Here is a 13,757-nt window from a genome sequence, read left to right as displayed (position 1 = left end):
CAGGAAACGGGTGGGTTCGACCGGTTCGCGTCGCCCGGGCCGACTCGCGTGGATCCCGCTCATGAGGCCGGCCCTGCCGGTGCAGCTCCAGGCCCGGTGCCATGACGCCGGCCCTGCCGGTGCAGCTCCAGCCCGGTGCGCGTCGCCGTCCGTCGGCGTCGCCGGCTCCCGGATGCCTTTCACAGGCGCAGCCAGGCGGCCATGCCGGATACGGCAATGAGCAGGCACACACCGAGGTTGACGACCTTGTAGGTCAGGAACACCGCGACGAATTCGCGGATCGTTGCGCTGGGGCGGAAGTACGGGGCCGTCGGAGCACCGATCACGTGGCCGCGGACTCCGGTGCGCCGGGCGGTGAGGGCGGCGCGGAAGGCGTGGAAGTTGTTGGTGACGATCAGGCACCGGTAGTCGGGGTCGGCGGCCGTCATGATCGCCTTGCTGAAGAGCAGGTTCTCCTCGGTGGTGCGTGAGCGGTCCTCGCGCACGATCCGTTCCGCGGGGAACCCGCCGGCAATCAGGTAGTCGGCCATCGCGTGCGACTCCGGCAGGTTCTCGTCGGGGCCCTGGCCGCCCGACGTGATGAGTACGGGCTGGTTGCCGCGCGCTGCTTGGGCCTCGAAGAGGGCTCGCGCGCGGTCGAGTCGACCGGCCAGCAGGGGTGGCACCGTATCTCCGCCGACGAGTCCCGAGCCGAGTACGACCACGAAGTCCACCGAGCGGCGCACCCGCAACCGCTCGTAGAGGAAGGCGTAGCAGACGAAGCACAGAAAGAGGAAGGACACATAGCCGACGACCAGGACGACGGCGCCGGTCACCACGATCAGTGTGCGTGAGCGGGTGATCAGGGCCGTCACCAGAAGCGCGACCACGGCGACGATGGTCAGCCCCGCCAGCAGCGAGAGCAGGTTGGCGGGGCGGATTCCCTCCCGGCGCACCATCGTCGCGCCGTTGGACACCAGCGCGCCGGCCAGTACGAGCACGCCCACGGCCGGCGCGAGCATGAGGACCACGGTCACCGCCGTGACGAGCGGCCCCGGCAGCCGATCGAGTTCACCGAGCAGCCCGACGACGAGGGCGACGAACGCCAACCCCAGGTACACGGCGTTGCCGAACCGGCGGCGGTCGCGCAGGACTCCGACGAGGAAGAACGCAAAGAACAATGCGGAAAGGAGATAGGCGAACACCGCCGAATCCTATGCAGCGCGCCCGGCGGCACTCCCGAGGGTGTCACGGAGGGCGTCACGCAGGATCACGGCCGCGGTCACGGTCGGATCGCGTGCTCGACCCGTGCCCGGCGCAGGCACCATGCCTTGTCGGTCAGCCCCGCGGGTCGAACCGCTCCAGAAGCCGGTTGCGTTGTTGAACGCCGAGGCCGCGCACACGGCGGCGCTCGGAGATCTCCAACTCGGCCAAGAGCCTGGCGGCCCGCGCCTTGCCGACGCCGGGAAGGGATTCGAGCAGGGCACGGACCGGCATCCTGCGCACGGCGTCGGAGTCGGCCGCCAACGCCTCGCCCAACGACAACCGGCCGCGCTTGAGCGCCTCCCTCACCTCCGCCCGCTCACTCCGCACGGCGGCGGCCTTCGCGAGCGCGGCCCGGCGCTCCTCGGGGGTCAAAGGCGGCACGGCCATCGGGGTGCTCTCCTCGCATCGCTCGGAACGGAACGGAACGGGCCCATCATGCCCCTCCACCCGGAGCCTCGACCAACAATTTCGCCAACCCGGGGTCCCGATCGAGAGAGCGGGCACACGACGTCATACGGCCGACCGGGACATGTCTCGGGCTCGGGACCATGCGGGAATCACGGAAACGCGTGTGCCCGCAACGGACTTCCCGTTCCCGAAAACCGGGACACTCCGAGGGCCGACGACCGGGCGGCCGCGACGGCGCAGCCCGGGCACGGTGCGGGATCAATCGATACCGGAGGGGTGGTCGACCTGGTACAGCCAGGGCATCTCGGCCGTCAGGCGGCCGAGTTCTTGCGCGGCCGTCTCGTCCGGGACGGCACCGAGGTCCTCGGGCAGCGGTCGTCGACCAGACACAGCCATCCCAGCGCCCGCCGCGACCCCTGGCCTCGGGCGGGCGGGTGCGCGGCGTCCGAGCAACACGCTCGGCTGAACACGACGGCATCCTCGTGGCGGTGTTCCCGCTCCGGTTGCGCGATCGCCAGAACCAAGCCGACCCGCAGGCAGGAAACCTCCTCGACGAGCCCGGTCGGGCCAAAGGGGGCCGATCGGCCGCCCCGGGGGGTGGTGTGCGGAGGAGCGTACGGGCGAGATCGTGTCTGTCCGTAACTCATCGTCCGCGAGAGGCCTTTGCCGATACTGCCCTCGAAGTTCGGCCATGCGGTCGCCGGAGTGCGTCGGCGCCGGCCGTTGCCCGTCCGTGTTCGGATTGGGGGTGGAGGGATCCCGCATCGGCGAGTCGCCCGGTTACCGTGCCGGCTCCGGCGGGCTCACGGTGAGCCCTGGTGGCGGCCGACGGCGGTGCGCGCCGCGGGCATCTCGCGCCCGCCCGGTGCGGTGGCGTCAAACGCGAGGCAGCAGGATCTCGATGATCTCGGCGATGCCGGCGTCTGCGGGGGTCGGGTCCGCGACAGGTTGCGCCTGGTGCATCAAGGTCACGTCACCGGGCTCGAGGTGCCGCCACTGTTCGGGGTGCAGGGGGGCCAGGCGCACGGTGGCTGTCTCGCCGGGGCCGAGCCGTGGCTGAAACTCCACCCACAGCCTCGCGACGTGGAGTGCTCGTTCTCCGTCCGTGCTGCGACTGCCACCACCGATGTCCCACATCGGCCTGAGCCGACCGTCCCCGGGAAAGGCGGTTCGAGGTCCGCCCTCCTTCGGATCCATCAGATGCAACGTTGCCCGGATCGTGCCGTGCCGGACTTCCCAGGCCCGCCACCGACACCAACGACGACTGCTATCGAGCGCCATCCGGCGAGCGGCTTCGGCGAGAAGCTCCCAGAAGTCCACGGACACGGGATGCACATCCCCGATCTCCTCGAGAACGCCGAGCACCATCCCCCACTCCCGCCGCCCGAGGTCCTCGCGAACGTCCCCGACCGTCTGGCCGTTGTCCGCCGCGGCGTCCTCGGGCAGCAGATCGACGGCCTGGCAAAGGAGGGTGAACACGTCATCCATGTCCTGCATTGTCACCGGCACCGGACGCCCCTTTCATGGAAGCCCCCGGCAGGACGCGACGACCCGACACGCCCGGATGCTTCCGGACGCTTCCGGACGCCAAGATATCCGCCCACTGCTGTCGGCAACTCGACACTGCCGCCGCTCCGCGAGCGCCGTCCGACGAGCGTCTCCCGCCGACCCCACCTCGAACGCCGGGACGACGCGGACCGCCCGCTGCGGGCCTCGCGGCGGGCACGGGGGACGACGCCGTGCTGCACGGCAACGGTGACCGGGCTGCCGCGCCGGATGGGGTGTGCCGTGCGGTGTGTGGCATTCGGGTGAACAACGGGCGAGGTCGAAGTCCTCCGGGCCTGTGCGTCGTTGATCGACACGAGGGCGTCGGGACGGACCGACGCCACGGCGACGAGGGAGTGTTCGTGGGTTCGTTCAAGAAGGTCACCATGGTGATGGCCGGCACCGCCGCCGTCCTGATGGCGGGCGCGGGCGCCGCCCACGCCGAAGCCGACGCGGACGGCGCCGCGGTCGGCTCCCCCGGCGTGGCCTCCGGCAACCAGATCCAGATCCCGGTCCACGTCCCGATCAACCTGTGCGGGAACACCGTTAACATCGTCGGCATCCTCAACCCCGCCATCGGCAACACCTGCCTCAACGTCGACGGTAGCGACGACGAGCACAAGGGCCACGACAGCGGCCACCAGGCGCCGCAGCACGAAGGCCACCGAGGCTGACCCCAGGGACCAGCCACACCGGACGTTCCTCCACGTCCGACACACCGAGACCCCCGCGCCTGCATCCCGCGGGGGTCTCGGCACACCCGGAAGCACCCGGCCGCCGCGCGGTTCGCGGAACTCTCCCCGTGCCTGCTCCAACCCGCCCGCCTGCGCTTCGACTTCCTCGACGCGACACGCGACGACGACGTGACCATGACACCGGGCGCCAACCGGTGCGCGCGTGGCTGATGCACAACCGCCTCGACCGCACCCGAGTCTGCTTCGACCCCGTCGGCGTCACCTGGGGCGAACTGCGCACCGTCAAGTCACCGGAGGGACCGCACCGCGTACACTGGGCCGCCCTGCCCGGATCTGCGGCCACCTCCCTGACGGAGTCGACCGCTCGGTCGCCGCACGCGGGCAGATTCCTCCCGGCGCCCGAACAGGGCAGGGCGGACCGGCCGTCCTGAAAACGGTACGCGAGACGCTGGACGAAGCACCGACGGCGATCGGTCCCGACGGTCCCGAGAACCCCGGCCTCACCTTCCCGCTCGGACGTCCAGCACCGGTCCGACCCTCACATCCGTCGTGGACGACACCGCGCTCATGCCGCACCCGGCCACCGCCACCGGCTCGCGGTCCTGTGCCGAAAGCAGCCGGCGACACCTGGAACACCCTGCCGATCACGGTGCCCGACCCCACCGGCATGTCCCCCAGCCGGGCTCGCCCCGTCTCGGCCCGGTCCGGTCCGGTCCGGCCCGGCCCGGTCCGGATTCCCGGTCCCGGATGACGCCGCCTCGGCGACGCGAACGAACGGAGAAGCCTCGTGAGTTTGCTCCTGCACACCGCAGTCCAACCCCCTCCCCCATCCTCGGAGGTGGATCCCCGCTCCTCTGCGGCGCCGGACACGCCCCGGTCCGTCAGACGTCCGCGCCGTCCGCCCCCGCCGCCCCGGCCGCCCCGGCCGCCCCGGCCGCCCGCACGATGATCTTGCCCTGATTCTCGCCCCGCAGCATTCCCAGGAACCCGTCCACGATGCCGCCGAAGCCGTCGACCACGGTCTCGTCGAGCGTGACGCGTCCACTCTGCAGGTGCGGCACGACGAACTCGTACAACTCCTCCTGAACATCACGGTAGTTGCGGACCAGGAAGCCCTCCATGCGCAGGCTCTTCTCGACAATGTCGGGAAGGTTGCGCAGGGCGTAGGGCGTGCCGGTGCTGTTGTACTGGGCGATCGTGCCGATCCGCACGATCCGTCCGTACTCCCGCAGCGAGGAGATCGCCGCTTCGAGGAGCTCACCACCGACGTTGTCCATGTAGAGGTCGATTCCTTCGGGCGCCGCCTTGGCGAGCAGTTCTGCCGCCGGGCCCGAGCGATAGTCGAAGACCTCGTCGTAGCCGACGTGTTCGGTCAGGTAGGCGGCCTTCGCCGCCCTGCTCGCGCTGCCGACCAGCCGTCCCGCGCCCATCAGCCGGGCGAGCCGCCCGGTGGCCGTGCCCACACCACCGGCCGCCGCCGAGACGAACACGTCCTGCCCCTCGCGGAGTTCGGCAATGCGGGTGAGACCGACGTAGGCGGTCAGGCCGGTGCCGCCGAGGATGCTCAGGTGCGCGGAGAGCGGTACGCCGTCGAAATGGGGGACCGCACGCGCCTCTTCGGTGGTGAGGACAGTGTGAGTGCGCCAGCCTTGCCGGTGGAAGACGATCTCGCCCTCGCGAAGCGCCGGATCGCGGGAGTCCACGACCCGGCCGATCGTGCGGCCCTCCAGGGGAGCGTTCAGCGCGAAGTGCCCGTCCATCATCTCCCGGTGGTAGGGATCCACCGACCAGTACAAGTTCTCCACCAGCGCCGTTCCCGGACCGGGCTCCGGCATGGCGGACTCTACGAAGGCGAAGTGGTCGGCGGTGGGGAAGCCATGAGGGCGGGCGGTCTGGTGCACGGTGAGCGCGGTCTCGGTCATGACGGCGACCGTACGGAGGAATGCGGAAGCCGGGGAGAGGGTTGCGCTCATGGAACGGCCCGGTCCATGAAGAGCCCTCATAGCAGCAGGTGGGACCCCCTATGACAGCCTCAGCCCCGATAACCTCGGCACCCACCGCGGCTGCCGCCACCGACCTCGCCCCGCACGAACTCCGCATCCTCGTGGCCGTCGACCGCGAGCGCGGCTTCTCGGCGGCCGCCAAGGTCCTCGGACTGACCCAGTCCGCAGTCTCGCACTCCATACGCGGGACGGAACGCAAGGTCGGCGTGGTCCTCTTCGAGCGGGGCCGGAGGGGCGCGACACCCACCGCGGCCGGTACCGCCGCTGCCGCCCACGCCCGCCGGGTCCTGCGGCTCCTGGACACCCTGGCCGCAGAGGCCCGCGGCGCCGAACGGGGCACGGTCGCCGGCCCGCTGCGGATCGCCGCCTTTCGTAGCGCCGCCCTCTACCTGCTGCCGCCCGTCCTGGAGCGCCTTACCGCCCGCCACCCCGGCATCGAACCGGAGGTGCATGTCGTCCGAGAACTGGGCGCGGGCACCGCCGGCGAGGTCGCCGGGGGGCGTGCGGACGTGGGCATCGCAACGATCGGCGCCACCTCGCTCGTGCCCGCCGGGCTCATCGGCGACGTACTCATCGAGGAGCACTACTCGCTGGTGCACCCGGCCGGCCACCCCGCCCCGCGCTCCCTGCCGCTGGTGGACTGGCACGAGAACTGCGGCTCCTACACCCGCCGGTGGTGGGCCGAGCAGGACTGGATTCCGAAGGCGACCGTCCTGACCGAGGACGACGGAGCGGTGCTCTCGATGGTGAGCAGAGGTCTCGGAATGGCGATCATGCCCGCGCTCTCGCTGAACGAAGCACCGGACGGCATCGAGATCACCGATCTCGGACCCGAGCGCCCGACCCGTTCCGTGGGCTACATCACCACCCCGGAGCTGGCCTCCAGCCTCTCCGTCCGCGCCCTGATCCGCGAACTCCGAGCAGCCTGCCGGTGAAGCGTTCGGTTCTTCCGGCTCCGGGGTGGTGATCCCGCAGCGTGGCGGCGACATGATCTGGTTGTGGCTGGACGGCTCCGGCGCCATCACGGGCATCGAGTTCCCCGAGCACGGTGTCCGCGGGCCGGGCGCACCACGAACCGATCCCGCCCACGGCGCGGCGTCCGTGTAGACGCAGTTCCGGCTGTCTCACTGGAACGCTCGGCCTTGCATGGTTGCCTCCGCGCGCGCCGCAGTAGCACCCGGATGGTCCTGTGTCCGGGTTCTCGACATCCGGGTGTGGCGCCGGCGACCCTCGCCGAATCCTGCGGCCCGGAAACACCAATCGAGGGGATTCGTCCTCACTCACCCTCGTGACCCGACTGGGTCCGCCGTCCGCACCCGATCGCAACGACGACGGCCCCTCGCGGGACGTCGTGCAACCGTTTCCCGACGGGTGATGGAACCCCGGCGTGCGGCCTGGGGACCACGGAGCTCCTGAGTTGCCAACTGGACGAGAGCGTGATCGAGAACCCCCCGGCAGGAATCCCTGGTAGGCGTGGTTCCACGGCCTTCAGCGCCACGAGGCCGGCAGGCACCGACGCGAAGGAGACCGCGTCGATCCTGCCTGCCGCCCAGGTGCTCGGCAAAAGACGCACTCGAGACTTGCCACCGCCCATCGTGTCGATCGCCGACCGGCAGATTGCCGGGACGTCGAGACCTGCTCTGCGTATCGGAGGGGCGTTTGTGTCCGAAAACCCTTGCTCCCTGCCCCACCTGTTTGGTGGGATGCGGTGGCCGCGACGGTCGACCGGTCCGGACCCGACCAGACCGGACCCGACCAGACCGGACCCGACCGGTCCGGACCGGTCCGGACCCATCCTCGTGTCACGCGCGGAGTGGCCGACAGGCCCGCTGATCCTCGCGCGGCCGCCGCTTGTCGCGAACCGGCGTGCGGGGATGCCGGGCGGCAGTGCCGAAAGCCGGCCGGGGGGCGGTGAACCGGTGTCCGACGGCCCGTCGACCGCGAGTACCGCGAGTACCGCGAGTACCGCGAGTACCGCGATCACTGGCGTGTCCGGAATCTGACCGAGGATGACATCGAGCCGACTGTTTCTGGCGGCGCGCCGCACCGAGGATGAATTGCACGGGCCCGGACGCGCGAAGCGTTCGGCCCGGGTACGGCCGCCGCACCCCTCCCGCGGCCGATCCTTCCTTCACGAAAGGTCACTACATGCGCGCATTCACCTCGCGTCCCACCGCCGACACCGGCCCCACCTCGCGCAGCCGGCGCGGTCTGGTCGCCAAGGCGATCGCGGCCACGGGGGCGGCACTCGTGCTCGGCTCCACGGCGTTCGCCGGCAGCGCCGGGGCGATCGTCAACGGGCAGGACTCCACCCAGAGTTACCCGTTCATGGCCTACGTCCCGATGAAGGCGGGGGGCGTGGACGCCGGCTGCGGAGCCACCCTGATCGATCGACAGTGGGTGCTCACCGCGGCGCACTGTGTCGACCGTGATCTGCCGATCGAACTGGCCGGGACGGTGCGGATCGGCAGCGAGAACCGCACGCAGGGCGGCACCGTTCGCGGCATCGACAAGATCGTGATGCACCCCGGCTACTCGCAGCCGGCCGACGATGGTGGCTACAACGTGAACGACCTCGCGTTGATCCGCCTTGACCGGCCGGTCAAGGAGAAGCCGATCAAGCTCGCCAAGCAGGCCGGGCCGGTGGGCACGCCGACTCGGCTCCTGGGCTTCGGCACCATAGTCGACCCGGACAGCCTGGAGAACGCGGTCTTCCCGAACCGGCTCCAGGAGCTGGACACCCGCCTGGGCACCAGCGCCGAGTGCAACGGCCGCACCGACGCCACCCGCCTGTGCACGATCAGCCAGAAGCCCAAGGCCATGGCCTGCTTCGGCGACTCCGGCGGCCCGCAGATCCAAAAGAACCGCGGCGGCCGGTGGGAACTGATCGGCACCACCTCGGGCGACGGCGACGGCAAGCCCGGCTGCGCGACGGGCCCGGGCCTGTACACGAACGACACCGCGTACAAGAACTGGATCCACAAGACGATCCACGGCCACAAGTAGGCCGAGACGCCGGCGCCCGGCGCGTGGTGACCCACGCCGGGCGCCGGTGTGGTGCCGGTTGGGGAACCGCCCGCCGTCAGGGGTCGCCGTCCCGGGGGACGCTGTCCCGTCCGAGTCGACGAGACTGAAGACCGTTTCCCCGGGCGCGGGCGAGGCTTGCCACCGAGTCCGTACGAAACCTCGGTCACCTGCCCCTCACATGCCAGCCGAAGAGACCGGAAGCAGCGTCCGCGCGTCGGGGTAGCCGCGGGAGCCGGCGAGCAGCTGCTTCATACCGGATCTGCGGGCGTTCGTGCGGTGGCTCGGGGCCGACTCCGAGGCCGCACTCCTTGCCATGGCGGAAGCCGTCATCGCCGATCCGGCGACCACGTGGGAGGACTGCGGCGTCTGGGAGTCCGATGGGGCCGCGCTGCTGATGGACGCCGTGATGGCCGGGATCGAACCGAACGTCGGATGTCCGGGCGGGGTTGCTCTCCCCGAGCAGGCGCCCGTCCCGGTCGAGGCCGGCCGATGGCGCGTGAGGGCCGCGCACGTGTGCAGGGACGACGCGTCGGTGGGCGTGGTCCGGCTCCTCCCCGCAGCCTGAAAGCGGGCCTCTCGGTCGCCTCGGACGCTTCGTTCGCTCTACAGACCGGCCCGAGCCAGGAGTGCTTCCGCCTGTTCACGAAGGACCGCGGGAAGGTTCGGATGGTCGGCGACGGCCACACGTACGGCGGAATCGGGATCGGCGGCCAACTCCGGCGACGGGCCCGCATGACCGACGGCGGCGGCGCGGGTCACGGGGTCGGCGACGAGGACGGGCAGCAGGTCCGCCGGAGGGACGTACTTCCGGACACTGTCCGTGCGAACGTGAGGGTCGGGATCGGTCATCAGGGCCCGACGCACCCGCTCCGGGGCGTCGCGCCAGTGGTGGACGATCTGCCGGCGCACACGGGGATCCGGATCCGCAGCCAGACGGTCTCGCAACTCCGATGGCAGATGGTCGTTCATCGCGAGAAACATCCGCACGGACGGATCCGGATCATCCGCCAGTCGGGCCGGCAGTCCCGGCGGATCGTCCGTGACGCCGGCGGCGATCCCGCTCCGGACCGCCGGCTCCGGGTGCTCCGCCAAGCGAGCCCTGACCTCGGCAGGCACGGCGGAGCAGTTGGCCGCGAGGGAACGTGCCGAGCCGAGCGCGATGATCTCCTCGATCATCGCCTCGGTCAGATCCCGGCGCAGCAGCGCCACCGCACGACGGGCCGGCGGGTGTCGAAGCAGACGCCACACCAGGTCGGCCGCGAGGTCCTTTTGGGCCGCCAACGCGCGCAGTTCGGCATCCAAGCTCATGTCCGCAGGCTAGTGCCGCGCCCGGCACTAGCGGACGGGAGGAATCCGTCGGTCGCCGTCCACGGACCGCCGCATGGCCCCGACGGGTACCCCGGCACGGGTATGGCCGGCCTCCGTGCGGGTCCGGGTACTGACTCCCGCGGCGCGCGACTGAGCCGCGGCCCGCGCCCGGGCGGCATCGCGCGATCGGGCGACGTCCCCTCATGCGCGCGGAGGCAGCAGGCCATCGCCGACGCGTACCCGGGTCTGCTTCGATGTCCACGATCGCGGCGGTGAAGCCGCGCCGATCGTGGACGACCGTCTCGTCGACCGAGACACCGAGACACCGAGACGTTGCTCGGCCGTGCCCCACGAACTCGTTGGAGACAATTGCCGATTCGTCCTCACTGCTCGGAGTATGGGCCGGCAGGTGGCGGGCGTGGGATCTTCGGTGTGGTCCCGTGACGGCGGGCCCGAGGATGGCGATCCGGGGGAGGTTGTGACCGTGCGGGTTTTGGGCGGTCGGTACGAGTTGGTCGCTTTGGTCGGCCGGGGCGGTATGGGGGAGGTCTGGGAGGGCCGTGACCGAGTGATCGAGCGGCGGGTGGCGGTCAAACTGTTGCCGCACGATCGACACGACGCCTCCGGCGCGGAGTTGTTCTTCCGAGAGGCCAAGACCGCCGGAGGATTGAACCACGCGGGTGTGGTGACGGTGTTCGACCTGGGTCAGGACCCCGACGACGGAACCCTGTATCTGGTGATGGAGTTCCTCGCCGGGCGGGATCTGGACACCGTTCTGCGCAGGGATGGACCGCCCGCCGTGGCCACGGCGGTGGAGTGGGCGGCGCAGACCGCCGAGGCACTGGAGGTCGCCCACGCGGCCGGGGTCGTGCATCGGGACCTGAAGCCCGCGAACCTGATGCTCGGCACGGATAGTCGGGTCAAGATCCTGGACTTCGGCACAGCTCGCTACATGGCGTCGACGAACCGATCGAGCAAGGTCATCGGCACCCTGGCGTACATGCCGCCCGAGCGGTTCGGCGAACTCCCCGGGGACGCCCGCTCGGACCTGTACTCCCTGGGGTGCGTCCTGCACGAACTCCTCACCGGACACACGCCTTTCCGCGCCGGCGACATGATCGCGATGATGGCCGCCCACCTGCACACGCCTCCGGTACCACCGGGCAACACGCGCCACGGTGTCCCCGCCGCCTTGGACGACCTCGTCCTGGCCCTGCTCGCCAAGGACCCCGACCATCGGCCCGCGTCCGCCGCCGAGGTCCGTCACCGGCTCCGCGAACTCCCCACCACCGCGGCGTACTCGCCCGGCGCGGGTACGAACAGGGCCCCGCTCGTGGACGCCGACACCCCGGCAGCGGCGATGGGAGGAACAACCGTCCTGGGCGACCTCACCCCGCACCAGGCTTCCACCGCCACGGATCAGGTGCCCAAGCGCATCCCGGGACCGACGGCGGACCCCCCACCGCCGCCCCGGCGTATCACCCGCCGCACTGCGCTGTGGCTGGGTGTCGGCGCCGTGGCGGCGGCCGGCGCCGGCACCGCCGCCGCCCTCGCCCTGCCCGACCGCGACAACCCCGACCCCCGAGTCCGGTGGCGACACGGCACCGACGGCAAGCTCTCCCGGTCGCCGGCAGTGGCCGGCGGGACGGTGTTCATCGGCGGCAGCGACAAGCTGTACGCGTTGGACGCGGCTACCGGGCACAGGAAATGGGCAAGCGCCGGCGACGCGGTCGAGGTGTTGCCGGCGGTGGCCGACGGAATGGTGTACGTCTGCCGGTACGACAAGGTGCAGGCACTGGACACGAGCACCGGGGCCGGGAAATGGACGTTCACCGCCGACCGAAGCATCGACTCGTCGGCGGCTGTGGTGGCCGGCGGTGTGGTGTACGTCGCTGTACGAGGGACCGTGTACGCCATCGAAGCGACCACCGGCACCAGGAAGTGGGTCGTCTCCACGGGCGACACGTCCTTCGGTAGCCCGACGCCGACGGTGGCCGACGGGGTGGTGTACCTCGCCAGTTACCCGAATGTGTACGCACTGGACGCGGCCACCGGCACCGGCAAGTGGTCCGCCCCCGTCCCCGGGTCCAACTGGTCCACGATCGCCGACGGGGTGGTGTACATCGGTGCCGGTAACACCGTCTGCGCCCTGGATGCGGCCACCGGCGCACAAAAGTGGGCTTCCGCCACGGACGGGAGCGTGGGGAAGTCCGTGGCCGTGGCGACCGCCGGACGTGTGTTTGTCGGCAGTTGCGGCCCCGGCTGCCGCCTGTACGCCCTGGATGCGACAACCGGGACCAAGGCGTGGACTTTCGACACCGGCAACGAGATCACAACGCCTGCGGTGGCCGACGGGGTGGTGTACATCGGCGGCGGGAAGGTCTACGCCTTGGACGCGGCGACCGGGGCCATGCGGTGGACCTTCGACGGCGCGGACGGGTCGCCCGTGGTCGCCGATGGCGTGGTCTACGTCAGCGGCGGCGTGAACGTGTACGCCTTGAACACCACCACCGGAAACGACTCGCCATAGCCCGCGCACTACACCCTCGAGAATCGGCGGACCGATCCACAACACCACATCCGTCCCGACTCCCCACACGTCGCGCAATCGAGATTCGGAGTGGCGCTCGAGCTCGGAGGCTCACAGCGCCGCGACAACCACGCCACGCACAACGTCAGCCTGCCGAGGAACGCCACCGCACCACGTTGAACGCAGACGACGTCCACCGTGAGCAGATCGAGGGCGGCGGCGAGGCTGCCGCCTTCGCCGGCGGCGTTGTGCATCTCCACGCCGTTGTGGCCGCCGGCGGCCGTTGCGGCGGGTACGCGCTTGCGCCCGCCGCCCTCAGCGTGTGTCAGGAGGCCTTGGTCGTGTCGTCGACGTAGGTAGTGGCGCCGCCGCCGCGGTTGCTGGGGGCGGGCCGGCCGTACCAGCGCTCGTGGTACGGATGCCCCGGTACCTACGGGGCGGCCGACCAGGGCGCGCGGACCGCTGGAGGCGGTGTCGGCGCGGTCGATCTCGAAGACGCAGCGCACCATTTCCAGCGTGACACCGATGCCGCCCAGGATGCCCGGCTCGACGGGCGTTCGTCTTCCGCTGCACGCTGATCCGGATCGGAACCGAGTCATGTGCCGAGTCGTGCCACCCGCTGACCGTCGCGTGTCTTGAACCGCCACGCCTCTCTACGCTGTCGGGGTGAGTGGCGGCGGGCCGGTTGCCGTCAGTCTCGGTGGGTCGGTGTGTTTCGGCGTCGACGGCTTGGCGGGCGAGGCGTTCCGAACCGTCGTGGTCGCCCGTCCGCTCCGGTCTCCGGTCTTTGGTCCCCGGTCTGGTCCCCGGTCTGGTCCCCGGTCTGGTCCCCGGTCCCCGGTCCCCGGTCCCCGGTCCCCAGCCCCCAGCCCCCAGTCCCCAGTCCCAGTAGCGTGATCAGCTGTGGTGCGTCAGCTCTTCTGCTGCGCGACCGCCGCTTCGGCTTCCTTCTGGAGCTGGTCCAGCACGTCCTTGGGCGACTTGCCGGAGACCGCG

General features: G+C 70.8%; 11 protein-coding genes and 1 pseudogene. 6 read left to right on the top strand and 6 right to left on the bottom strand.

Features of this window, described 5'->3' with window-relative positions:
* Positions 1-179: 179 nt before the first annotated feature.
* The 4 genes from ACIBM5_RS15930 to ACIBM5_RS15915 form a co-directional block, all read right to left on the bottom strand.
* The gene (locus ACIBM5_RS15930; protein ID WP_396007385.1) at positions 180-1,184 is read right to left on the bottom strand and encodes a YdcF family protein; all 1,005 of its coding nucleotides are present in this window, start codon (positions 1,182-1,184) and stop codon (positions 180-182) included.
* Between the two features lie 133 nt (positions 1,185-1,317).
* A complete protein-coding gene (mihF, locus tag ACIBM5_RS15925) occupies positions 1,318-1,632 on the bottom strand; it encodes an integration host factor, actinobacterial type (RefSeq protein ID WP_396007384.1) in 315 nt (104 codons plus the stop codon).
* A 279-nt stretch (positions 1,633-1,911) separates the two neighbouring features.
* A complete protein-coding gene (locus ACIBM5_RS15920) occupies positions 1,912-2,043 on the bottom strand; it encodes a hypothetical protein (protein ID WP_396007383.1) in 132 nt (43 codons plus the stop codon).
* A gap of 486 nt (positions 2,044-2,529) precedes the next feature.
* Positions 2,530-3,141 (bottom strand): hypothetical protein, encoded by a 612-nt coding sequence (locus ACIBM5_RS15915; protein WP_396007382.1) that lies wholly within the window; start codon positions 3,139-3,141, stop codon positions 2,530-2,532.
* 419 nt (positions 3,142-3,560) lie between these two features.
* On the opposite strand from ACIBM5_RS15915, the gene ACIBM5_RS15910 reads away from it, so the two are divergent.
* A complete protein-coding gene (locus tag ACIBM5_RS15910) occupies positions 3,561-3,872 on the top strand; it encodes a chaplin (protein WP_391589315.1) in 312 nt (103 codons plus the stop codon).
* A 902-nt stretch (positions 3,873-4,774) separates the two neighbouring features.
* Here ACIBM5_RS15910 and ACIBM5_RS15905 read toward each other — a convergent pair.
* A complete protein-coding gene (locus ACIBM5_RS15905; RefSeq protein ID WP_396007381.1) occupies positions 4,775-5,815 on the bottom strand; it encodes an NADP-dependent oxidoreductase in 1,041 nt (346 codons plus the stop codon).
* Between the two features lie 101 nt (positions 5,816-5,916).
* Between ACIBM5_RS15905 and ACIBM5_RS15900 the strand changes: the two genes are divergently transcribed.
* From ACIBM5_RS15900 to ACIBM5_RS15885, 4 genes and pseudogenes are all read left to right on the top strand, one after another.
* Positions 5,917-6,831, top strand: coding sequence for a LysR family transcriptional regulator (locus ACIBM5_RS15900; protein ID WP_396007380.1), 915 nt, complete (start codon positions 5,917-5,919; stop codon positions 6,829-6,831).
* Positions 6,832-6,859: 28 nt separating this feature from the next.
* Positions 6,860-7,003, top strand: coding sequence for a hypothetical protein (locus ACIBM5_RS15895; protein WP_396007379.1), 144 nt, complete (start codon positions 6,860-6,862; stop codon positions 7,001-7,003).
* Positions 7,004-8,044: 1,041 nt separating this feature from the next.
* A complete protein-coding gene (locus tag ACIBM5_RS15890; RefSeq protein WP_396007378.1) occupies positions 8,045-8,902 on the top strand; it encodes a S1 family peptidase in 858 nt (285 codons plus the stop codon).
* 259 nt (positions 8,903-9,161) lie between these two features.
* Positions 9,162-9,488, top strand: a pseudogene (locus ACIBM5_RS15885) (Imm21 family immunity protein); the annotation flags it as partial.
* 38 nt (positions 9,489-9,526) lie between these two features.
* On the opposite strand, the gene ACIBM5_RS15880 reads toward ACIBM5_RS15885, so the two are convergent.
* Entirely contained in the window at positions 9,527-10,231 is a 705-nt protein-coding gene (locus ACIBM5_RS15880) for a hypothetical protein (protein WP_396007377.1), read from the bottom strand.
* Positions 10,232-10,715: 484 nt separating this feature from the next.
* Here ACIBM5_RS15880 and ACIBM5_RS15875 point away from each other — a divergent pair, with 484 nt between their 5' ends.
* Entirely contained in the window at positions 10,716-12,761 is a 2,046-nt protein-coding gene (locus ACIBM5_RS15875; RefSeq protein WP_396007376.1) for a PQQ-binding-like beta-propeller repeat protein, read from the top strand.
* The last annotated feature ends 996 nt before the right edge of the window (positions 12,762-13,757 follow it).

This window comes from Embleya sp. NPDC050493 (assembly GCF_044458105.1).
In the GTDB taxonomy this organism is placed as follows: Bacteria; Actinomycetota; Actinomycetes; order Streptomycetales; family Streptomycetaceae; genus Embleya.
Note: the sequence above shows the minus strand (reverse complement) of the source record. Positions and strands in the feature narration are given on the sequence as shown.

What these genes read in the sequence shown, in the direction of transcription:
- mihF (WP_396007384.1), bottom strand. Translation starts at nt 1,632, where the DNA reads ATGGCCGTGCCGCCTTTGACCCCCGAGGAGCGCCGGGCCGCGCTCGCG.
- ACIBM5_RS15915 (WP_396007382.1), bottom strand. Translation starts at nt 3,141, where the DNA reads ATGGATGACGTGTTCACCCTCCTTTGCCAGGCCGTCGATCTGCTGCCC.
- ACIBM5_RS15905 (WP_396007381.1), bottom strand. Translation starts at nt 5,815, where the DNA reads ATGACCGAGACCGCGCTCACCGTGCACCAGACCGCCCGCCCTCATGGC.
- ACIBM5_RS15900 (WP_396007380.1), top strand. Translation starts at nt 5,917, where the DNA reads ATGACAGCCTCAGCCCCGATAACCTCGGCACCCACCGCGGCTGCCGCC.
- ACIBM5_RS15890 (WP_396007378.1), top strand. Translation starts at nt 8,045, where the DNA reads ATGCGCGCATTCACCTCGCGTCCCACCGCCGACACCGGCCCCACCTCG.
- ACIBM5_RS15880 (WP_396007377.1), bottom strand. Translation starts at nt 10,231, where the DNA reads ATGAGCTTGGATGCCGAACTGCGCGCGTTGGCGGCCCAAAAGGACCTC.